This window comes from Antarcticirhabdus aurantiaca, from assembly GCF_009765365.1.
Taxonomy (GTDB): Bacteria; Pseudomonadota; Alphaproteobacteria; order Rhizobiales; family Rhizobiaceae; genus Antarcticirhabdus; species Antarcticirhabdus aurantiaca.
On the sequence record NZ_VTOM01000001.1, the window covers coordinates 128298 to 149637 of the forward strand.

18 protein-coding genes are annotated in these 21340 nt (G+C 70.7%); 12 read left to right on the forward strand and 6 right to left on the reverse strand.

The window, feature by feature from the left end; genetic code table 11:
* The first annotated feature begins 253 nt into the window (after positions 1 to 253).
* The 4 genes from FZN60_RS00625 (at position 254) to FZN60_RS00640 (ending at position 5425) form a co-directional block, all read left to right on the forward strand.
* The gene (locus tag FZN60_RS00625; protein ID WP_158870005.1) at positions 254 to 1804 is read left to right on the forward strand and encodes a glycoside hydrolase family 25 protein; all 1551 of its coding nucleotides are present in this window, start codon (positions 254 to 256) and stop codon (positions 1802 to 1804) included.
* A gap of 388 nt (positions 1805 to 2192) precedes the next feature.
* On the forward strand, positions 2193 to 3167 hold the full coding sequence (locus tag FZN60_RS00630; RefSeq protein WP_246726504.1) for an L-threonylcarbamoyladenylate synthase: 975 nt from the start codon (positions 2193 to 2195) through the stop codon (positions 3165 to 3167).
* A 51-nt stretch (positions 3168 to 3218) separates the two neighbouring features.
* Positions 3219 to 4670 (forward strand): FAD-binding oxidoreductase, encoded by a 1452-nt coding sequence (locus FZN60_RS00635; protein WP_158870009.1) that lies wholly within the window; start codon positions 3219 to 3221, stop codon positions 4668 to 4670.
* Positions 4671 to 4849: 179 nt separating this feature from the next.
* Positions 4850 to 5425, forward strand: coding sequence for a DUF6101 family protein (locus FZN60_RS00640; RefSeq protein ID WP_158870011.1), 576 nt, complete (start codon positions 4850 to 4852; stop codon positions 5423 to 5425).
* Between the two features lie 32 nt (positions 5426 to 5457).
* Here the strand turns inward: FZN60_RS00640 and ubiA are convergent, their stop codons facing one another.
* The gene (gene ubiA / locus FZN60_RS00645; RefSeq protein ID WP_158870618.1) at positions 5458 to 6465 is read right to left on the reverse strand and encodes a 4-hydroxybenzoate octaprenyltransferase; all 1008 of its coding nucleotides are present in this window, start codon (positions 6463 to 6465) and stop codon (positions 5458 to 5460) included.
* Between the two features lie 168 nt (positions 6466 to 6633).
* Between ubiA and purD the strand changes: the two genes are divergently transcribed.
* Positions 6634 to 7902: a phosphoribosylamine--glycine ligase gene (gene purD, locus FZN60_RS00650; RefSeq protein WP_158870013.1), complete on the forward strand. Its 1269-nt coding sequence runs from the start codon at positions 6634 to 6636 to the stop codon at positions 7900 to 7902.
* Between the two features lie 181 nt (positions 7903 to 8083).
* On the opposite strand, the gene FZN60_RS00655 is transcribed toward purD, so the two are convergent.
* Positions 8084 to 8740, reverse strand: a complete 657-nt coding sequence (locus FZN60_RS00655) for a TetR-like C-terminal domain-containing protein (RefSeq protein WP_158870015.1) — start codon at positions 8738 to 8740, stop codon at positions 8084 to 8086.
* Between the two features lie 94 nt (positions 8741 to 8834).
* Here FZN60_RS00655 and FZN60_RS00660 point away from each other — a divergent pair, with 94 nt between their 5' ends.
* Positions 8835 to 9311, forward strand: coding sequence for an ABA4-like family protein (locus FZN60_RS00660; RefSeq protein WP_246726505.1), 477 nt, complete (start codon positions 8835 to 8837; stop codon positions 9309 to 9311).
* Between the two features lie 18 nt (positions 9312 to 9329).
* On the forward strand, positions 9330 to 10163 hold the full coding sequence (locus FZN60_RS00665) for a hypothetical protein (protein WP_158870017.1): 834 nt from the start codon (positions 9330 to 9332) through the stop codon (positions 10161 to 10163).
* Here the strand turns inward: FZN60_RS00665 and FZN60_RS00670 are convergent.
* Positions 10160 to 11827, reverse strand: coding sequence for an ABC transporter ATP-binding protein (locus tag FZN60_RS00670; protein WP_158870019.1), 1668 nt, complete (start codon positions 11825 to 11827; stop codon positions 10160 to 10162). The genes FZN60_RS00665 and FZN60_RS00670 overlap by 4 nt on opposite strands.
* 128 nt (positions 11828 to 11955) lie before the next feature.
* On the opposite strand from FZN60_RS00670, the gene FZN60_RS00675 reads away from it, so the two are divergent.
* From FZN60_RS00675 to FZN60_RS00695, 5 genes are all read left to right on the forward strand, one after another.
* Positions 11956 to 13140, forward strand: coding sequence for an HPP family protein (locus FZN60_RS00675; RefSeq protein WP_158870021.1), 1185 nt, complete (start codon positions 11956 to 11958; stop codon positions 13138 to 13140).
* 76 nt (positions 13141 to 13216) lie between these two features.
* Positions 13217 to 13828, forward strand: a complete 612-nt coding sequence (locus FZN60_RS00680; protein WP_158870023.1) for a LysE family translocator — start codon at positions 13217 to 13219, stop codon at positions 13826 to 13828.
* A gap of 212 nt (positions 13829 to 14040) precedes the next feature.
* Positions 14041 to 16314, forward strand: a complete 2274-nt coding sequence (locus FZN60_RS00685; protein WP_158870025.1) for an acyl-CoA dehydrogenase — start codon at positions 14041 to 14043, stop codon at positions 16312 to 16314.
* A complete protein-coding gene (locus tag FZN60_RS00690) occupies positions 16311 to 17627 on the forward strand; it encodes an acetyl-CoA C-acetyltransferase (protein WP_246726506.1) in 1317 nt (438 codons plus the stop codon). The genes FZN60_RS00685 and FZN60_RS00690 overlap by 4 nt, the downstream gene beginning before the upstream one ends.
* A 225-nt stretch (positions 17628 to 17852) precedes the next feature.
* Positions 17853 to 19958, forward strand: a complete 2106-nt coding sequence (locus FZN60_RS00695; RefSeq protein ID WP_158870027.1) for a 3-hydroxyacyl-CoA dehydrogenase NAD-binding domain-containing protein — start codon at positions 17853 to 17855, stop codon at positions 19956 to 19958.
* Positions 19959 to 19965: 7 nt separating this feature from the next.
* On the opposite strand, the gene FZN60_RS00700 is transcribed toward FZN60_RS00695, so the two are convergent.
* The 3 genes from FZN60_RS00700 to FZN60_RS00710 are packed head-to-tail and all read right to left on the reverse strand — an operon-like array spanning position 19966 to position 21286.
* Positions 19966 to 20187 (reverse strand): type II toxin-antitoxin system HicB family antitoxin, encoded by a 222-nt coding sequence (locus FZN60_RS00700; RefSeq protein WP_158870029.1) that lies wholly within the window; start codon positions 20185 to 20187, stop codon positions 19966 to 19968.
* Positions 20156 to 20425, reverse strand: a complete 270-nt coding sequence (locus FZN60_RS00705; RefSeq protein ID WP_158870031.1) for a type II toxin-antitoxin system HicA family toxin — start codon at positions 20423 to 20425, stop codon at positions 20156 to 20158. Before FZN60_RS00705 ends, FZN60_RS00700 begins: the two co-directional genes overlap by 32 nt.
* 18 nt (positions 20426 to 20443) lie before the next feature.
* The gene (locus FZN60_RS00710) at positions 20444 to 21286 is read right to left on the reverse strand and encodes a fumarylacetoacetate hydrolase family protein (RefSeq protein WP_158870033.1); all 843 of its coding nucleotides are present in this window, start codon (positions 21284 to 21286) and stop codon (positions 20444 to 20446) included.
* Positions 21287 to 21340 lie beyond the last annotated feature (54 nt).

Sequence of the window (21340 nt, forward strand, 5' to 3'; positions counted from 1 at the left end):
CATCGCCCGTTAACCCGGATGATTAACCATCGAACGGTCGGAACCCGTTGGTGGAACAAGGGAGACTTCTTCGAAGGGTCCGTCGCCGCCTGAGCATAAACAGCGGCCTGTCACGTTTCTGTGATCGTCGTCGTCCCGAAACCTGCCCGATTGTCACCCGATAGCGTCAGTCACGCCGGGCAGGGGGAACGGGGTTTCGATCGCCCTGGCGTTCATGGACTGACAGCTGCGCCTTCGAGGGGATGCCTTGCGAATGACGACGATGACCGCCGCTCTCGCGGCAGCCATGAAGCTCGCCTGTGCCATCGCGGCCGGCACCGTTCTTCTGGCGTCGGGCGCTCGCGCCGACTGGAAGGCGCCGTGGAAGGACGAGACCCGGGCGCTCGTCATCGACGCCTACGAGTTCAATCCCATCGACTGGGAGAAGATGACCGGCGACGATCGGATCGCCGGCTTCATCAACAAGGCCTCCGACGGGCTTCCGCCCGACTGGCGCTGCGGCAAGCTGACCGGCGACGACGAGAAGCTCTGCAAGAACCGCTGGTGGAAGTACGAGGTCACCAAGGAACTCTACATGACCCGCCGGGCCATGGCGAAGATGAAGGGCCTCCTGTGGGGCGCCTACCATCTCGGCCGCCCCGGAAACCCGCGCGAGCAGGCCGACCACTTCATCGACTTCGCCGAGCCCGGCCCCGACGAGCTGATCGCGCTCGACATCGAGGACAACACCTCCGAGTGGATGAGCCTGGCCGACGCCGAGATCTTCGCCGACCAGATCAAGATCCGCACCGGGCGCTATCCCGTCCTCTACACCAACGGCTCGACGGCGCAGTTCGTGTCCGACCACGCCGAGACCTATCCGCTCCTGTCGCGCCTGCCGCTCTGGTATGCGCGCTACCGCGACGACATCACCGGCAAGTTCCCGACTGAGACCTGGCCGAGCTACGCGCTCTGGCAGTTCTCCTCCATGCACAACTGCAACGCCCGCTCCTGTCCCTACCGGGTGCCGGGCGCCAAGACCGACATCGACGTGAACGTGTCGCCCCTGACGGTGGCGGAGCTGCGGGAGGAATGGCCGTTCCGCGAGCTTCTGCCGCGCCGTGACGTCGCCGATCCGGGCGCGCTCATCGCGTCGGTCTCGGACGAGGCGAAGCAGGCGGTAGCCGAGGTCGTCGAGGTGGCCGAGGCGCAGGCTCCGGCTCCGGCTCCGACCGAGCCGGGCGCCAGCCTCGTCGCCGCCTACGGTCCGACCGAGGGCGAGACGCCGCGCATCGATCCGTTGGAACTCCTGACCGCCGCCGCCCACGAGAAGCCGGCACCGGCCACCGCCGAGGCGGCCAAGGTCGCCGCCCTCGATGCGCGCGATCCCATGGCCACCGGCACGGTTCGCGCCGACGACGGCGCGAGCGCCGCGGCGAAGCAGGCGACCGCCGCCTTCCACGCCATCGAGCCCGCGACCTTCGCCGAAAGCTACGCCGCCGCGCTGAAGGGCCTCGCCTTGGCCGCGACGCAGGTGCCGCTTCTCACCCGCGGCGAGGCGGCGGCCCCCGCCCATCCCCAGCGCGAAACCTCGCTGGGGCAGCGCTCGCGGCTGAGCGAGATCCTCGCCGCCAAGGGCGAGACGCTGGCCGGCCTGCAAGGACCGGCAGCGCCTGCCGACATCCTGTCGGAGGCGCGGGCAGCCTTCAGTCAATCGAGGGGAGGGCGCATTCTTCGCGCCGGCGCGCCGTCGCGCGGGACGTTGACGGCCGAGCTCGAAGCGGCCGACGCGCGCGTTTCCGACGCCTTCGCCGCCACGCGCTGATCCGCGCTTCTCATCCCGCACGTCCCATCCGGCGCCGCTTCCGACAGGAGGCGGCGCTTCGCTTTCGGGGCTCCGCGGGAGCTCCGAGATCAGCTTCGGACGGAATGGTAAAAATTCTCCGAAGATCGCGGAACCTTTTCCGCGGCCCGCGGTTCATCGTGCAGACTTCCGTATGCGACGCCGATGCCGGCATCCCCCGGAAGGGACAAACGGACGAGCCGCACGTTCCCCCGACGCGCGCCTCATTCGCCCTTTCCAGCCGGCGACCCCTGCGGCCTCGCGATCGAAGACGTCGTCCGGTACCCCTCCGGATGCTTCAAGGGCAGCGGTCGACCCCCCTCGGACCGCTGCCCTTTTTATTTGTCCCGACTTCTGCGATGCCGGTCCGGTGACGACGACCACCATCCTCCTGTCGCCCGACGATCCCGCATCGATCGGGCGCGCCGCCGACCTCCTCGACGCGGGCGCCCTCGTGGCGCTGCCGACCGAAACCGTCTACGGCCTCGCCGCCGACGCGGCGCGCGGCGAGGCCGTTGCCGCCGTGTTCGAGGCCAAGGGCCGCCCGCGCTTCAATCCCCTGATCGTCCATGTCAGCGACCTCGCCATGGCGCGGCGAGACGTTCATCTCGACGCGGCGACCGAGCGGCTCGCCGCCCGCTTCTGGCCGGGGCCCTTGACGCTGGTCTTGCCGAAGGCGGCGGGCTCGGCCGTTCATCCGCTCGCCTCCGGCGGGCTCGACACGCTGGCGCTGCGCATGCCGCGCGGGGCCATGGCCGACGTGATCGCTCGGCTCGGCCGGCCGGTCGTCGCCCCGAGCGCCAATCCTTCGGGGCGCATCAGCCCGACCGCCGCGAGCGACGTGATGCGCGGGCTTTCCGGCCGGATCGCGGCCGTTCTCGACGGCGGGCGGGCGCCGCACGGCCTCGAATCGACGGTGGTGAAGCCTTTGCCCGACCGGCTCGTGCTCCTGCGCCCCGGTCCGATCGACCGGGAGGCGCTGGCGGACGCCGCCGGCCTGCCGGTGGTCGATCCCGAGGCGGGAAGCGGCATCGAATCGCCGGGCCAGCTCCTGTCGCACTACGCGCCGCAGGGGCGCGTGCGGCTGGACGCACGGCGCGTCGAGCCGGGCGAGGCGCTGATCGGCTTCGGGCCAGAGGGTGCGGCGAACCGGGCCGAGGCGCTGGACTTCGTCAACCTCAGCCCGTCGGGCGATCTCGTGGAAGCCGCGGCGAACCTCTTCGCCGCGCTCCACCGTTTCGACCGGCCGGACATCGAGGCGATCGCCGTCGAGCCGATCCCCGCGACCGGGCTCGGCGAGGCGATCGCCGACCGCCTGCGACGCGCCGCCGCGCCGCGCGGCTGACGCGCCGGACGCCCGGTGGCGGCGGGCCGCGAGGCGGAGTACAGGGGACGCATGATCCCGACCGCTTCTTCTTCCGCCGCCGACGCCCTGCCGCCGATCTCCGACGAGCTCCTGGCGCGCTTTTCCGCCATCACGGGACCGGCCAACGCGCTGAGCGCGCCGGACCTCCTCGCCCCCTTCCTGTCCGAGCCGCGCGATCTCTGGCCGGGCCGCACGCGCCTCGTCCTTCGGCCCGGCAGCGTCGAGGAGATCTCCGCCATCCTGGCGCTCGCCAACGAAACGAAGACCCCCGTCGTGCCGCAGGGCGGCAATACGGGGCTCGTCGGCGGGCAGCAGCCGCGCTCGGAGGGCGAGATCGTCCTGTCGCTGGCGCGGCTCAACTGCGTGCGCGAGGTCGACGCGGTCGGACGCACGCTGACCGTCGAGGCGGGCGTCGTTTTGGCCGAGGCGCAGCGCCTCGCCGAGGAGGCGGGACTGTTCTTTCCCTTGTCGCTGGGCTCGGAGGGCACCTGCCAGATCGGCGGCAACCTGTCCTCCAACGCCGGCGGCACGGGCGTTCTGGCCTACGGCAACGCGCGCGAGCTCTGCCTCGGTGTCGAGGCGGTGCTGCCGTCCGGCGAGGTGCTGCACGGGCTGCGCCGCTTGAAGAAGGACAATCGCGGCTACGACATGCGCGACCTCCTGATCGGCTCGGAGGGCACGCTCGGCGTCATCACCGCGGCTGTGCTGAAGCTCTTTCCCAAGCCCGCGGGGCGCGCCGTCGCCTATGTCGGCCTCGCCTCGCCGGAAGCGGCGCTCGACCTTCTCGGCGTGTCGGAGCGGCTCGGCGGCGGGCGGCTCACTGCCTTCGAGCTGATCGCGGCGCAGGGCATGGAGTTCACGCTGCGCCACACGCCGGGCGCCCGCGATCCGCTGGGCCAGCGGCACGCCTGGTACGTCCTGATGGAGATCGCGTCGCAGACCTCGGAAGCGGACGCGAGCGAGACCCTGGAGGCGATCCTGGGAGAAGCCTTCGAGGCGGGCATCGTCGAGGACGCGGCGATCGCGCAGTCGCTCGGGCAGGCCAAGGACTTCTGGCACATGCGCGAGAACCTGTCCTGGGCGCAGAAGCCGGAAGGCGGCTCGATCAAGCACGACGTGTCCGTGCCCGTCGCGCGCGTGCCGCGCTTCCTCGCCGAGGCGGGGAAGGCGGTGACGGCGGCCATTCCGGGCGTGCGGATCGTCGCCTTCGGGCACCTCGGCGACGGCAACATCCACTACAACCTGTCCCAGCCGGTCGGGGCGGACAAGGCGGCCTTCCTGGACCGCTGGTATGAGATCAACGGGATCGTCCACGCGATCGTCGCCGAGCTCGACGGCTCCTTCTCGGCCGAGCACGGCATCGGGCAGTTGAAGCGCGAGGAGCTCGCCCGCACCAAGCCGGCGGTCGAGATGAACCTGATGCGCGCCATCAAGGGCGTCTTCGATCCAAACAACATCTTAAACCCGGGAAAGCTGATTTAGACGAAGTTTAGTTTTTAGATCTGCTAACCCTTCCGGGAGTGACGATCAGTTTACCGACTTTCTTAGGCCGGGAATAAACGCCGCCTCGCTAGAACTGAAGCATCGAAGGCCGGGAAAACATCGGCCGCGCGGGAAGCCGGAACACCGGCTCTCGGGAGAGGCAACAAAGGCGTCGAACAATGACCGTGGCTAAGAACGAGATGCTGCCGCTGAAGCCTGAATGGGCCGCCCAGCCGGTTCGCCTGGACCCGGAAGCGGCGAGCCGCCGCCAGACGGTGGAGCGCATGGAGAACGGCGAGCGCGTGACCTATCGCGTCGACCGCCGCGGCGCCGTGATCAACCGCCGGCTCGAAAAGGCCGACCTGCCGATCTCGATCGCGCTCGGGCCCCACGCCTTCCGCGGCGTCGCGGCCCGCGCGATGGAAACGCCGGAGGGCGGCGTCACGGTGACGCTCGAGCTGCACCACGACGACCCCAAGCTCTGCGTGCCGCTCCTGGTGGCCAGCGACCTCTACGACGTCGCCGCCGACTGGCGCGGCTGGTCGGAGCTGTTCAGCCTGCCCATGCTGATGATCGAATCGGACGGCGCGGTCGTGCCGCTGGAGGAAACCCTCGGGCAGCTGCGGACCGGCGAGCCGGTGAACCGCCGCCGCGCCGCCAACAAGCGCCGTCCCCGCTTCCTCGCCCGCCGCAAGCCGGGCGGCCTCGGCCTTCGCATGGTGGTGCAGGGCGCCGAGATCATCGCCCGGGACTGAGCCCCGAGGCCCGAGCCTCCTTCCCGCCGGCGTCAGGCCGGCGGCAGGGGCAAAGCGAGGGACCAGAGGGCCGAGAACAGGAAGCCGAAGAACAGGATCCAGCCGAAGCGGCCGTTCGACTTGAACAGCCGCAGGCACTGGTCGGGATCGTCGATGTCGAGCTGGCGGATCTGCCAGGCCATCTGCCCGGCCCCGATCAGAAGTCCTGCATAGGCCGGCCAGTTGACCCCCGAGCGGGCGTCCGAGCCGGTCATCCAGCAGGCGAGCGCGAAGCAGACGACGGCGCCGAGATAAAGCAGGCCGAGCGCTTCCTTGGTGCGGGCCCCGAAGAGGCGCGCCGTCGAGCGGACGCCGACGAGCGCGTCGTCCTCCTTGTCCTGATGGGCGTAGATCGTGTCGTAGCCGACCGTCCAAAGGATCGATCCGGCGTAGAGCAGGAGAGCCGCGGGCGAGAGCGCGCCCCAATAGGCGGCCCATCCCATCAGCGCGCCCCAGGAAAAGGCGAGGCCGAGCCCGAGCTGCGGCCAGTCCGTCACCCGCTTGAGAAAGGGGTAGACCGCGACGACGCCGAGCGAGGCGATCCCGAGAAGGACCGCGAAGAGATTGAACTGGATCAGCACCAGGAAGCCGACGAGCGCCTGGATCACCAGGAAGGTCTTGGCCGCGCGCGGGCTGACCCGGCCCGAGGGCAGGGGGCGCGAGCGCGTGCGCGCGACCTTGGCGTCGATGCCCCGGTCGACGAGGTCGTTCCAGGTGCAGCCCGCCCCGCGCATCGCGATCGCCCCGACGAGAAAGAGCAGGAGATGCCAGGGATTGGGCAGGCCCGTCGCCATGGCGCTGGGGCTCACGGCCTGGGGCGCGAGCGCCGCCGACCACCAGCACGGCCACAGCAGGAGCTGCCAGCCGATCGGCCGGTCCCAGCGCGCCAGCTGCGCGTAGGGCCAGAGCCGGCGCGGCAGCGCGCGGTAGACGAAATTGTCCGAGGGCGCGTCCGCCACCCTCTCGAAGGCGGCGCCGTCGCCGTGCTGGGTCTTCCACATGCCGGCCAGAGTGTCCGTCAAAGGCCGTCCGTCAAGTCGGATCGATGGGCCGAACCGTCCGTTCCCGCCTTGACCCGCGGTGGGCCAAGCTTTTAAGCGCCACGGAAAGTTTTTCGCGCCGGGCGCCTTGTGCGCCGCCGCGGACCGCCCATGCCAGGAGCGCCAGCCATGTCGACCCATGTTCTCCTGATCGGTTCGGGCGGGCGCGAGCACGCGCTGGCCTGGAAGCTCGCCCAGTCGCCCGAGCTCGGCAACTTCTTCGCCGCGCCCGGCAATCCCGGCATTGCCGCCTACGCGACCTGCGTGTCGCTCGATCCCTTCGACCACGCCGCCGTCGTCGACTTCGCGCGCGAGAACGCGATCGGCCTCGTCGTGGTCGGCCCGGAAGCGCCGCTCGTCGCGGGCCTTGCCGACGCGCTGGACGCGGCCGGCGTGCCGGTCTTCGGCCCCTCGGCGGCCGCCGCGCAGCTCGAGGGCTCGAAGGGCTTCACCAAGGATCTCTGCGCCGAGCAGAACATTCCGACCGCGCGCTACGAGCGCTTCGCGGACCGCGACGCGGCGCTGGAATACGTCGCCCAGCGCGGCGTGCCGATCGTGATCAAGGCCGACGGCCTCGCCGCCGGCAAGGGCGTCACCGTCGCCCAGACGCTGGACGAGGCGCTCGCGGCCGTGGAAGGCTGCTTCGAGGCCGAAGGCGCCGAGATCGTCGTCGAGGAATGCCTCGAAGGCGAGGAGGCGAGCCTCTTCTGCCTGTGCGACGGGAAGGGCGCCTTGTTCTTCGGCACGGCGCAGGACCACAAGCGCGCCTTCGACCGCGACCGGGGGCCGAACACCGGCGGCATGGGCGCCTATTCTCCGGCGATCAACCTGTCGCCCGAGGCGACGCGGCGGGCGATGCGCGAGATCGTCGAGCCGACGCTCAAGGGCATGGCGGCGCGCGGCACCCCGTTTCGCGGCGTGCTCTATGCCGGGCTGATGCTGACCGACAAGGGACCGCAGCTCATCGAATACAACGTGCGCTTCGGCGATCCGGAGGCGCAGGTCCTGATGATGCGCCTCGAGAGCGACCTCCTGCCGATCCTCCTCGCCTGCGCGAAGGGCGACCTGTCGGGCGTCGAGCCGCGCTGGCGCGACGACCGGGCGCTGACCGTCGTCATGGCGACGGAGGGCTATCCCGGCGCTTATCCGAAGGGGACGCCGATCGGCCCCTTGCCCGAGCCGCGCGACGACCTCGTCGTCTTCCACGCCGGCACGAAGCTCGGCGCGGACGGGACGCTCCTGTCGGACGGCGGGCGCGTCCTCAACGTCACCGCGCGGGGGCCGACGGTGCGCGAGGCGGCGCGTATCGCCTACGGGGCGATCGAGGCGATCGACTGGCCGTCCGGCTTCTGGCGCTCCGACATCGGCCACGCCGCCATCATGCGGGAAGACGTCTAAGAGCGTCTAACAGAACCACCGGGCGGAGGGCTGGCGAGGGATTTGACGTCACCGCTAGGAGCCGAGCGCAGCCTATGCAGCGCATAGGCGAGGTCCGAAGGACGGGCGAGACGCGTGGCTCGCCCCGTGGAGAGGACGTGGTGGCGGCAAAGACCCGCCAGACCGACCCCGCGAGGTTCTGTTAGACGCTCCCAGCTCCGAGGCTCGCGGCGAAGCGGTCGATCGCGTCGGCGACGATCGCCTCGCGCTCGGCCGGAGGAAAGGGCTGGAGAAAGCCCGCGGCCCCCTCGATGAGGAGGTGGGCGAGGCCGTGGACGAGGCCCCAGGCGGCGGCGATGGCGCGGGCGATCTCCGCCTCGCTCGCGCCCGGGCCCAGGACGTCCGCCACCGTTTGGCGCAGCATCGCGAAGGCGCGGCCCGGCGCTTGCGGCACGCCGTCCGGGGCGAGCTTCTCGGGGCGCTTGCCGAAGAACATCAGCCGGAATAGATGCGGGTTGGCGCGGGCGAAGGCGACGTAGCCGCGGCCCGCGGCGGCAAGGCGCGCGCGCGCCGATCCGCCCGCCGCGGCGATGGCCGCTTCCATGGCCGCGACGAGGCGCTCGAAGCCGAGAACCGCGAGGGCGGCGAGAAGCGCGTCGGCGCTGGCGAAGTGGTGGGCAGGCGCGGCATGGCTGACGCCGGCGCGCCGGGCCGTCGCGCGCAGCGAGAAGCCGGCGAGTCCGTTTTCGGCGAGTTCCGCCTCGGCCGCCGCGAGGAGCGCGGCGCGAAGGTCGCCGTGATGGTAGCCGCCGCGCCCGGCCTGGCCTCGCCGCTCGGTCCGCTCGCTTGTCGCCGGCATTCCCGCTCGCCTTTCATGCTCGTCGATCCGCACCCCACAATAGGATCGCACCCCGATCTAGACAATGTCAGGATTTTATCTTGACGCCGACAAGATGGCCGCTATCCTCCTCGTCACGATCCCGGAGGCGACGCGCATGACCCTCGAGACGATCTTTTCCCTGTGCGGCCTCCTCGCCCTGATCGGCTGGGCGGCGCTCCTCGCGAGCCCCTGGATTCCGGTCTGGTCCGACCGGATCGCCGGCTGGATCGTGCCGGGGCTTCTCGCCGTCATCTACGTCGCGCTCGTTCTCGCCTTTTTCGGCGAGGCGGAGGGCGGCTTCGGCTCGCTGGAGGAGGTGGCGCAGCTCTTCTCGTCGCGTCCCGTGCTCCTCGCCGGCTGGCTCCACTACCTCGCCTTCGACCTCCTGGTCGGCGCCTGGGAGGCGCGCGAGGGGCGCCGCCGGGGCGTGCCCTTCCTTCTCGTCGTGCCATGCTTCGCGGCGACCTTCCTGGTCGGCCCGGCCGGCTTCCTGCTCTTTCTCGTGGTGCGCGCCGCCGCCGGGCGCCGCGCCGTCGCTTCCGCCGCCTGACCTCGAAGGAGACCGCGCATGACCGCGACCGCCCTGCGCCTGCCGGCCTTCCGCTCGGGCCTTCCGCCAATCGCCGCGTGGGAGCCGGTGACGACGCGGCTCGGCTTCGCGCTCCTCGCGGTCCTGCCGCCACTGGCGCTCGCGGCCCTTCTCGACCCGCGCGAGTTGCACGGCATCTCGCTCTGGGCCAAGCCCATGAAGTTCGCCGTCGCGCTGTCGCTCTATCTCCTGACGCTCGGGCTCTTCGCCGCCTTCGTCGATCCTGTCTGGCGCGCCCGGCGCCGCTTCCGCTGGCCGATCGCGGCCGGAGCGGCGGCGATCGCGCTGGAGCAGGTGCTGATCACCCTGCAGTCGGCCCGCGGCGTCGGCTCGCACTTCAACCTCGCCACCGGCTTCGACGCGGGAGTCTACGCCGCGATGGGCGCCGGCTCGGTGATCCTCACCGCCATGACGCTGCCGGTCGCCGCGGGCCTTGCGCGCTACGCCGCTGGCCGGCTCGACGGGGGCGTGCGCCGGGCGATCGTCGCCGGGCTCCTCCTCACCCCCGTCCTGACGCTGATCACCGCCGGCACCATGTCGTCCGGCGACGGGCACTGGGTCGCCGGCGCGCGCTCGGACGCGGGCGGGCTCGCGCTGATGGGCTGGGCGCGCGACGGCGGCGACCTGCGCGTGCCGCACTTCTTCGCCACCCACGCCATGCACGCCCTGCCGCTCGCGGCCCTTCTTCTCCTGCCGCTGGTCCGCCTCGGCCGGCGCGGCGCAGGCGTGCTCGCCGTCCTCTACGCCGCCTTCGTCCTCGCCACCTTCGCGCAGGCGCTCGCCGGGCAGCCCTTCCTGCCCGTGCTCGGCTAGGCGAGGCCGCCCTCGCTGAGGCGGATCACCTGATCGCCGGGGCGGATGATGCTGCGGCGGTGGGTGACGGCGAGGATGGTGAGGCTTCCCGCCAGCGCCCGAAGGCCGTCCATGATCTCCGCTTCCGTGTCCTCGTCGAGGGCCGAACTCGCCTCGTCGAGGAGGAGGATGGACGGTTCGCCGTAAAGAGCGCGGGCGATGGCGATGCGCTGGCGCTCGCCGCCCGAGAGCTTCAGGCCGCGCTCGCCGACGGTCGTCGCGAAGCCCTCGGGCATCGCCTCGATGCGGGCGAGGATCGAGGCCCGCTCGGCCGCGCTGCGCAGCCGCGCCTCGTCGTGCGGCCGGCCGAGCACGATGTTGACGGCGAGGCTGTCGTTGAGGAGCGCGACGTCCTGCGGCACGACGCCGACATGGGCGAACCACTCGTCGCGGCGGATGCGGGTGACGTCGGTGTCGCCCGCGAGGATGCGGCCTTCCTGCGGCTCGGCGCTCTTCAGGAGCAGCCGCAGCACCGTCGACTTGCCCGATCCCGTTTCGCCGACGAGAAAGGCCGGCGTGCCGCGCACCACGGTGAAGTCGAGATCGGACACGCCGCGACCGTTGGGATAGCGGAAGCCGACGCCCTGGAAGGCGAGCGTGCCCGCGCCGGGCGGGAAGGGCAGGGGATCGGCCGGCTCGGTGTCCTCCGGCGCGCTCCACATGGCCGCGAAGGGACGGAAGCGGGCGAGGGCGTCGGCGACCTCCTTGATGGCCTGGCCGACGAGCCGGCAGGGCTGGTTGAGCTGGAGCAGCAGCGTATTGAACAGGACGATCTCGCCGACGGTGATGGTCCCTGCCTCATGGCGGGGCAGGAGGATCAGGAAGGTCACGGCGAGCTGGAGGCCGACCGCGAGGCCGGCCACCGCCGCGAAGCCGCCGCTGACCAGGGCGTAGCGGCGCCAGCTGGCAAGGATGCCGCGCGCGCCGTCGAGGAAGCGGTCCTGCATCCACGCCTCGCCGCGCGTCTGGCGCAGCGTCTCGATCACCGCAACCGCGTTGCCGACGAGGCTGGCATTCTCCTGGCTGCCGTCGATGGCGGCGTTGATGGACGGGTTCACCTTCGCCACGCGCGCGAAATCGAGCCCGACGACGACGACGCCGTAGACGAGGACGATGAGCGCCGTTTCCCAGCTGACGAGCCCGCCGAGCACGACGAGGCTGAAGACGATCTGGACGAGGCCGGGCAGGACGCCGCCGATGCCGAACTGGAGCACGAGGTCGAGGGCGTAGCTGCCCTCGCGCCGGGCATTGCCGATCTCGACTTGGTTGCGCTCCAGGAAGAAGCCGGCGGTCTTGCGCAGGAGGCGAGAGAAGAAGGCGAAGTTCGAGATGAAGGACAGGCGCTGTCCGCACAGGACGAGGATGTAGCGCGCCGCGTCGCCGAGCGCGTCGGCGATGCCGAAGACCAGGGCGTAAAGGAGGAGCGTGCGCAGGATCGCATCCGGTTCGCCGCCAGCCGCCAGCGCGTCGACGGCCCGGGCGAAGAGCACGGGCGCGGCGATGGCGCAGAGCGCGCCCACGATGCTCGCGCCGACGACGAGGAGGGTGATCCAGCGCGCGTCGCGCCAATAGGTGGCGAAGAGCGACAGGATGACGGGTTTCAGCGAGGGCTGGTTCTCGGCCATGGGGCGGGCTCCGGCGTCGCGAAAAGGACGGCTCCCATAGATCAAAGGTTGCGTTAAGGCCAGCGTAGGGATGTAGCGGCGCGCTCCCGCTTGCGGCGGCCCGGCCGGGGCGCTAACCCGCGGCGGCCATGCACCCGTTTCTTCGCCGCTTCCTGCCCGACCTCGTTTCCGTCAGCCGCCGCGAGCAGCTGCGCGCCAGCATCGGCGCGGGGGTGGGGATCCTGGGCACGGCGGTCGTGTCGCGCACGGCGCTCGGGGAAGCGCCGGGACTGCCCTTCCTCGTGGCGCCGATGGGGGCGTCGGCGGTGCTGCTCTTCGCCGTGCCGGCGAGTCCGCTGGCACAGCCCTGGTCGATCCTCGGCGGCAACCTCGTCGCCTCGCTCGTCGGGGTGACGGTGGCGCGGCTTGTGCCCGATCCGGGGCTCGCGGCAGCGCTCGCGATCACGCTCGCCATCGCCATCATGATGGCGCTGCGCTGCCTGCATCCGCCGAGCGGGGCGGTGGCGCTGACGGCGGTGCTGGGCGGCGAGGGCATCCGGGCGCTCGGCTACGGCTTCGTTGTCTGGCCGATCCTGGCGAACTCGGCGCTGATGCTGGGCGCCGCGCTCCTCTTCAACAACGCGACGGGGCGGCGCTATCCGCACGCGGCGCCGAGCGCGCCGGTGGAGCGCGGCACGGCCGATCCGCCGCCGACGGCCCGGCTCGGCTTCACCTCCGCCGACCTCGACGCGGTGCTCGCCGAATTCGACCAAGTGATCGATGTCGACCGCTCTGATCTCGAAGCCATCCTGCGCCGGGCCGAGCAGCGCTTCCTGGCCCACCGCGCCGGCACGCGGACTTGCGCCGAGATCATGTCGCGCGACGTCGTGGCGGTGGGGCCGGACGCGTCCTTCCGCGAGGCGATGGACCTCCTGCGCCGGCACCACATCAAGGCGCTGCCGGTGACGGACGAGGGGGCCCGCATCCTCGGCCTCGTCACGCAGACCGACCTCCTGGAAAAGACCGCCTGGGGGCCGAAGGGGCCGCGCCTCGCGTTCCGCCACCGGCTGCGCCTGACCGCGAGCCGCACGCGGGCGCCGGCCTCGACGGTGGCGGACATCATGACGGCGGCGCCCGCGACCGTGCGGCGCGACACGCTCGTCGCCGCCATCGCCCCGGTCATGGCCGATGCCGGCCTCCACCACCTGCCGGTGGTCGAGGCGGACGGCCGCCTCGTCGGCATCGTGTCGCAGACCGACGTCGTCGCAGCGCTTCTGGCGGAACTCGGCGCGCGGGCGGCCGGAGCGCAGCCGGCGGAAGCGCTGCCCGCCTGAAATCGGGTGGCGCGCGCCGGCGGCGCGCGTCAGGCTCGCTCGGCATGCCCCCGCGCGTCGAGGAAGTCCCCGATCCATGAGCCCCGAATTCCTTCTCACCTCGCTGATCGTCGTCGCCTCGCCCGGCACCGGCGTGGTGCTGACGCTGGCCGCCGGCCTGTCGCGCGGCGCCCGGGCGAGCCTCGTCTGCGCCTTCGGCTGCACGCTCGGCATCGTGCCGCACATGCTGGCGGCCATCACGGGCCTTGCCGCGCTTCTCCACGCGAGCGCGCTCGCCTTCGCGCTCGTCAAATATGCCGGCGTCGCCTACCTCCTCTGGATGGCCTGGGCGACCATGAAGGAGCACGGCCCCTTGCGGATCGAGGCGGAGGCGACGGAGCGCTCCGACCGGGACGTGATCGTCTCGGCCATCCTCGCCAACCTCCTGAACCCCAAGCTCTCGATCTTCTTCGTCGCCTTCCTCCCGCAATTCGTGCCAGAGAACACGGCGAGCCCGGTTCGTCTCATGGGCGAACTCAGCCTCGTCTTCATGGCGCTGACCTTCGGCGTCTTCGCCCTCTACGGCGTGTTCGCCGCGGCAGTGCGGGAAAGGATCGTCTCGCGCCCAGCCATCATGGCCTGGCTGCGGCGCGGCTTCGCGGCCGCCTTCGTCGGCCTCGGCGCCAAGCTCGCCTTGACGGAGCGCTGACGCGGAGGCTCGCGGGAGCAGTCATTCGGTAACATTGCCAATCGAAGATCGGGCCAAGTCGAGACCTGAAGCCCCGCTGCCCTTTGACTCGCCTGCATCTTACGTTTACGTCAATGTGAAGGGGCGGCGGCTGACGGGCCGCCACGGGCGGCCTATATCCGGGACGAGGGAGTGGCCGCCCGCGCGACCCATTGACCGGAGGAGACGACCCCATGTCCTTTCGCCGCGAGAAGCTGACCAAGCCGATCTTCAAGTGGGCCAAGGGCGTGATGCCCGCGATCTCCGAGACCGAGGCCAAGGCGATCGACGCCGGCACGGTCTGGTGGGACGGCGAGCTGTTCACCGGCAATCCGGACTGGAACAAGCTGCTCGCCATGCCGCCGGCGAGGCTGACCGCCGAAGAGCAGGCCTTCATGGACGGGCCGGTCACCGAGCTCTGCGGCATGATCGACAACTGGAAGATCGAGACCGAGGACAAGGACCTGCCGCCGGAGGTCTGGGACTTCCTGAAGAAGAACAAGTTCTTCGGGATGATCATTCCCAAGGAGTATGGCGGCCTCGGCTTCTCCAACACGGCCCATTCGGAGGTCGTGCGGAAAGTGTCGTCGGTGTCGGTCGTCGCGGGCGTCACCGTCATGGTGCCGAACTCGCTCGGCCCCGGCGAGCTGATGCTGCACTTCGGCACGCAGGAGCAGCGCGACCACTGGATGCCGCGCCTCGCGGACGGGCGCGAGATCCCCTGCTTCGGCCTGACCTCGCCCTCGGCGGGCTCGGACGCGGCGGCGATGACCGATACGGGCGTCGTCGAATACGGCGAGCACGAGGGCCAACGGGTGCTCGGCATCCGGCTGAACTTCGAGAAGCGCTACATCACGCTCGGTCCCGTCGCGACGGTGATGGGCCTCGCCTTCAAGATGCGCGATCCCGAGAACCATCTCGGCCGCGGCGAGGAGCTCGGCATCACCGTCGCGCTGATCCCGACCAGCCATCCGGGCGTCTCCCACGGCGACCGGCACATCCCGCTCGGCCAGCACTTCCAGAACGGGCCGCTCTACGGGCGCGACGTGTTCGTGCCGATGGACTGGATCCTCGGCGGCGAAAAGCAGATCGGCGAGGGCTGGACCATGCTGATGACGGCGCTCGCCGCCGGCCGGTCGGTCTCGCTGCCCTCGCAGTCGGCCGCCGCCGCGGCGATGTGCGCCCGCGTCACCGGCGCCTATGCGCGCGTTCGCAAGCAGTTCAACGTGCCGATCGCCCTGTTCGAGGGCATCCAGCAGCCGCTCGCCGACATCGCCGCGAACGCCTACCAGATCGACGCGGCGCGCCGCCTGACCATCGCCGCGCTCGACCAGGGGCACCGCCCCTCCGTCGTCTCGGCGATCATGAAGGCGCACGCGACCTATCGCATGCGCGAGTCGATCGAGCGCGCCATGGACATCCACGGCGGCAAGGCGATCATCGACGGGCCGAAGAACTACATGGCCCAGCAGTACAAGTCCGTCCCCATCGGCATCACGGTGGAGGGCGCGAACATCCTGACGCGCAACCTGATGATCTTCGGCCAGGGCGCCATCCGCGCGCATCCCTACATGCTGAAGGAGATGAAGGCGCTGTCGAACCCGGACCGCGAGGCCGGTCTCGACGCCTTCGACAAGGCCTTCTGGGCCCATGTCGGGCATTCCGTGAAGAACGCGGTGCGCGCGCTCTACCACGGCTGGACCGGCGGTCTCGCTGCGCACGCGCCGGACGACGCGGCGATGACGAGCCATTGGCGCCAGCTCTCGCGCTACGCCTCGGCCTTCGCGCTGGTGTCCGACCTCGCGCTGCTGACGCTCGGCGGGGCCTTGAAGCGCAAGGAGATGATCTCGGCGCGGCTCGGCGATATCCTGTCGGAGCTTTATCTCCTCGGCGCCGCGCTGAAGCGCTTCGAGGTGGAGGGGCGGCCGGAAGCCGACAAGCCGATCGTCGAATACGTCATGCAGAAGGGCGGCAACCGCATCGCGCTCGCCTTCGACGGCGTTCTCGACAACCTGCCCTCGCGCTGGGCGGCGCTCGTCGCGCGCTTCATCGCCTTCCCGCTCGGCGTGCCCTATGCCGAGCCGGCGGACGAGCTGACGAGCGAGGTCGCGGCGATCCTGACGCGGCCCTCCTCGCAGCGCGACCGCCTGACCGCCGACATCTATCTCGGCGAGCGCCACGAGAGCCACCCGATCGCCGACCTCGAACGCGCCTTCGAGCTGGTGACGGCGGTGGCCCCGATCGAGAAGAAGCTGCGCGAAGCCAAGGTCCGCGACTTCAAGGCGGCGCTGGAAGCCGGCATCATCACGCAAGCCGAGTTCGACCAGCTCGCCGAGGCCAAGGCGGCGGTGGACGTGGTGGTCGCGGTGGACGCCTTCCCGATGGAGGAGGTCTCGCCGCTGGCGCATCAGCACCGCAAGGCGCCGGCCGCCGAGCCGGCCGTCGAGCGCCGGGAGGCCGCGGAGTGAGCCGGGCCGCCGAACCGATCCGGTTGAACCGCCGTCCCGTCTACCTCGTCGACGGCGCGCGCACGCCCTTCATCAAGGCGCGGGGGCGGCCGGGGCCGTTCTCGCCGGTCGACCTCGCCGTCCAGTGCGGCCGGCCGCTGCTCCTGCGCCAGGCCTTCGCGCCCGACGCCATCGACCTCGTGGTGCTCGGCTGCGTCAACGTCGTCGCCGAGGAAATGAACCCGGCCCGCGTCGCGGCGTTGCGGCTCGGGATCTCCGACGAGGTGCCGGCCTTCACCGTGCAGGTGAACTGCGGCTCGGGCATGCAGTCGATCGACACGGCCTACCGCTCTATCGAGGACGGAACCGCCGACATCGTTCTCGCCGGCGGCGCCGAGGCGCTGAGCCATTCGCCGCTGGTGCTGACGCGCGGCGCGGTGGAGTGGTTCGCCGAGCTCAATGGCGCGCGCTCGGCCACCGACCGGCTGAAGGCCTTCGCGGGGCTGCGGCCGGGCTTCCTCAAGCCCGTGATCGGGCTGGAGCGCGGCCTCACCGACCCGATCACCGACCTCAACATGGGCCAGACGGCGGAGAAGCTCGCGCATCTCTTCGGGATCTCGCGGCGCGAGGCCGACGAATACGCGGCCGAGAGCCACAACCGGCTGGACGCGGCGACCAAGGCCGGGCACCTCAAGGGCGAGATGCTCACCGCCATCGCCCGCGACGGTCAGGTCTTCGACCACGACGACGGCGTGCGGCCGGGATCGTCGGCCGACACGCTCGCCAAGCTGAAGCCGGTCTTCGAGAAGCCCTTCGGCAAGGTCACGGCCGGCAACTCCTCGCAGATCACCGACGGCGCCTCCTGGACGATCCTGGCGTCCGAGGAAGCGGTGGAGAAGCATGGGCTGACGCCGATCGCGCGCATCGTCGACTCGGCCTGGGACGGGCTCGATCCGTCGATCATGGGCCTCGGCCCGGCGGTCTCGGCGGCGCTGCTCCTCAAGCGCCAGAAGATGAGCCTGTCCGAGATCGACCTCTGGGAGCTGAACGAAGCCTTCGCGGCGCAGGTCCTGTCCTGCGTGAAGGCGCTGGCGGATCCGGAACTCGGCCGCACCGTCCTCGACCTCGACGAGGGCCAGGGCGGCGAGATCGCGCGGGACCGGCTCAACGTCGACGGCGGCGCCATCGCGCTCGGCCACCCCGTCGGCACCAGCGGCAACCGCATCACCCTGCATCTGGCGAATACGATGAAGCGCCTCGGCAAGAAACGCGGCATCGCCACCCAGTGCATCGGCGGCGGCCTCGGCGGCGCGATGCTGCTGGAGGCGGTGTAGCCACATTTCGTGAATGCGGCATTTCAACCGCTTCCCCTTCTCCCGTCCCGGGAGAAGGTGCCCCGAAGGGGCGGATGAGGGTCTCCAGCCGCAACGTCTTCTGGAAAACCCTCACCCGCCTCGCTTCGCTCGGCACCCTCTCCCGTTGGCGGGAGAGGGGGGCGCTCCATCCGGCGCCGTGTGCATCCTCTCGACCGAATGCTTCTTCTCGAAAGGCCCCATCCCATGAGCCGCATGCTCGACGCGCTTCAGCCTCGCGACCTGGAACTCGGACCGGCCCGCGGGGCGCCCGTCGAAGGAAACTGGCGCAGCGCGATCGACGAGAACCGCGTGCGCTGGCTGGTGCTCGACCGGCCGGGCCGATCCGTCAACACCGCCGACCGGGCGGTGCTGGAAGAGTTGGCGACGCATGTGATGCGGGCCGAGGCCGAGCGGCCGGCGGCGCTGGTGATCCGCTCGGCCAAGCCCTCGGGCTTCGCGGCCGGCGCCGACATCAACCAGTTCAAGGGCGCGAGCAAGGCCGAGATCGAGGCGGCGATGCGCGAGGCGCATTCCGTGCTGGATCGCTTGGAAGCGCTGTCCTTCCCGACGATCGCGGTGATCCACGGGCACTGCCTGGGCGCGGGGCTCGAATTCGCGCTGGCCTGCCGCCACCGGATCGCGACGCCCGATGCCAGCCTCGGCTTTCCCGAGGTGATGCTCGGCCTCCATCCGGGGCTCGGCGGCACCTATCGCTCGACCATGGTCGCCGACCCGATCGAGGCGATGACCATGATGCTGACCGGCCGGCCGGCGCGGGCGAAGAAGGCCAAGGCGATCGGCCTCGTCGACGCCGTTGTCGAGGAGCGTCACGTCGCGGCGGCGGTGGCGGCCTATGCGAAGGGCGAGGGGCGCAAGGCCGAGAGCGGGGGCTTCAAGGCGCGCGCCTTCTCGCTGCGCCCGGCCCGCGCCTTCGCCGCGAGCCAGATGCGCCGGACCGCGGCGGAGAAGGCGCCGAAGGACCATTATCCCGCGCCCTACAGGCTGATCGATCTCTGGGAAGCGCATGGCGGCAACGCCAAGGCGATGCAGGCGGCCGAGATCGAGAGCTTCGCGACGCTGATCGAGACGCCGACCGCGCAGAACCTCGTGCGCGTCTTCTTCCTGCGCGAAACGATGAAGGGCCTGAAGGACGGCTCCTCCGGCGTCTCCCACGTCCACGTGATCGGCGCCGGCGCCATGGGCGGCGACATCGCGGCCTGGGCGGCGCGCGAGGGGTTCCGTGTCACCCTCGCCGATCTCGACCCGAAGGCGCTGGGACGCGCGGTGAAGGCCGCGACGACGATGCTGGAGAAGACGCTTCGCAATCCGCTGAAGGTGCGCGACGCGCTCGACCGGCTGGTGCCGGACCTCGACGGCGTCGGCGTCGCCCATGCCGACCTCGTGATCGAGGCCGTCCCGGAAAAGGCGGCGCTGAAGACGAGCATCTACGCGGCCGTCGAGCCGAAGCTGAAGCCCGGCGCGATCCTGGCCACCAACACCTCGGCCCTGCCGCTGGAGAGCCTGGCGGAAGGGCTCAGCGACCCCTCCCGCTTCGTCGGCCTGCATTTCTTCAATCCCGTCTCGCGCATGCAGCTCGTCGAGATCGTCTCGCATCCCGCGGCGTCCAGCGAAACGCTGCGCCGCGCGACGGCCTTCGCCGCCGAGATCAACCGCCTGCCCGCGCCCGTCGCCTCGGCGCCGGGCTTCCTCGTCAACCGCTCGCTCACGCCGTACATGGCGGAAGCCCTGGCGATGGTCGACGAGGGAATCCCGAAGGAGCGGATCGACGAGGCGGCGACGCGCTTCGGCATGCCGATGGGGCCGGTGGAGCTCGCCGATCAGGTCGGGCTCGACATCGCGCTGGACGTCGCGACCTCGCTGCGCGAGCGGCTCGGGCCGGACGCGCTGCCGGAGGCGCCGGAATGGCTGAAGCGGCTCGTGGCGGAGAAGAAGCTCGGCCGCAAGACGCGCGCCGGCCTCTACGAGTACGACGCCGACAACAAGCCGAAGAAGGGAAAGGTCGAGGCGCTGAAGGACGGGGCGAAGAGCGATCCCGACCTTACCGATCGCCTGATCCTGCCGATGCTGAACGCCGTCGTCGCGTGCCTGCGCGAGGGCGTCGTCGCGGACGAGGCCGTGGCGGACGGCGCCATGATCTTCGGCACCGGCTTCGCGCCCTTCCGCGGCGGGCCGATCCACTATGCCAGGACGCGGGGCGTGGACGAGATCGTCGCCACCATGCGCCGCCTCGAAAGCCGCCTCGGCCCCCGCTTCCGCCCGGACGAGGGGTGGGAGCGGCTGAAGGGGTGAGGATGGCTCAGGCGATCCGCAAGTGGGGCGAGGGGGCTGGCACGGGTCGATCCAGATCGTCCGCCGCCTCGATCCAGCAGCGGATGGCATCGCGCACGTTGTCGATCGCTTCTTCCGGCGTCGCGCCGTCGCTCATGCAGCCGGGCAGGTCGGGCACGAAGGCCGCGAAGCCGCCTCCGTCCTCCGCCGCCAGCGGCTCAATCACGATCGGGTAACGGAGCGGTTCCATGGGCAGCCCTCACCTCGTCGATCAGCGCGACGAGCTTGCGAATATAGATCGGCTTGATCAGTCGTTTGAAGGGCAGGGTGAGGATCGCGGCAACCGCGGGGTGCGAAATCTTGTAATGCGACCTGCCGCCGCGCGGCGGTTCGGCCGAGACGCCGAACTCGCGGCACAATGCCTCGACGTCCGCGATCGTCCAGTCTCCCTGCGGCGCGCGGCGCATGCGGTCGAGGCGTCGGCTCACCGGGGATCCGCCTCAGCCTCAGCTCGCGATGCAGACGTAGTCCTGCTGGCCGAGGCCGTCTGCGCCCAAGGTCACGCGGTCGCCGGGGGCGAGGAAGCGGGGCGGGTCGAAGGACAGACCGACGCCCGGCGGAGTGCCCGTCAGGATCACGTCGCCCGGTTCCAGGCGCGTGAAGCGCGACACGTAGGAGACGAGGTAGGGCACCTTGAAGATCATCTCGCGCGTGTTGCCGAGCTGCTGGCGCTCGCCGTTCACGTCGAGCCAGAGATCGAGCTCGTCGTAGTTCCGAAGGTCGTCCGGCGTGACCAGCCAGGGGCCGAGCGGCGCGAAGGTGTCGTGGCTCTTGCCCTTCGACCACTGGCCGCCGCGCTGGAGCTGGAAGGAGCGCTCGGTGACGTCGTTGGCGAGCGTGAAGCCGGCGACGTGGTCCATCGCCTGCTCGACGGTGACGTACTTCGCCACCCGTCCGATCACCACGGCGAGCTCCACGCCCCAGTCGACGCGGCTCGCCATGCGCGGGATCTCGATCGGGTCGTTCGGGCCGCTCGCCGCGCTCGCCGCCTTCATGAAGACGGTGGGCTCGGGATTGACCTTGAAGCCGGCGAGGATGGCGCTCTCGTGATAGTTCGGGCCGATGCCGACGATCTTGCCGATATGGCCCACCGGCCGGCAGAGGCGCGCGCCGTCGGGCGCGAGCGGCAACGCGTCGAGGTCCAGCGCGGCGACGCGCTGGAGGTTGGCGGGATCGAGCGAGGCGCCGGAAAGCCCGTCCAGATGACCGGTCAGATCGCGGATGCCATCGTTTCGGTCGAGGATGCCGACGCGCTCGGATCCACGCTCGCCGAACCGCACAAACCGCATTCAAATCACTCCTGCTTCCACTCGCTGTAATGTTGTAGGGGAGAAGGCGTTCCG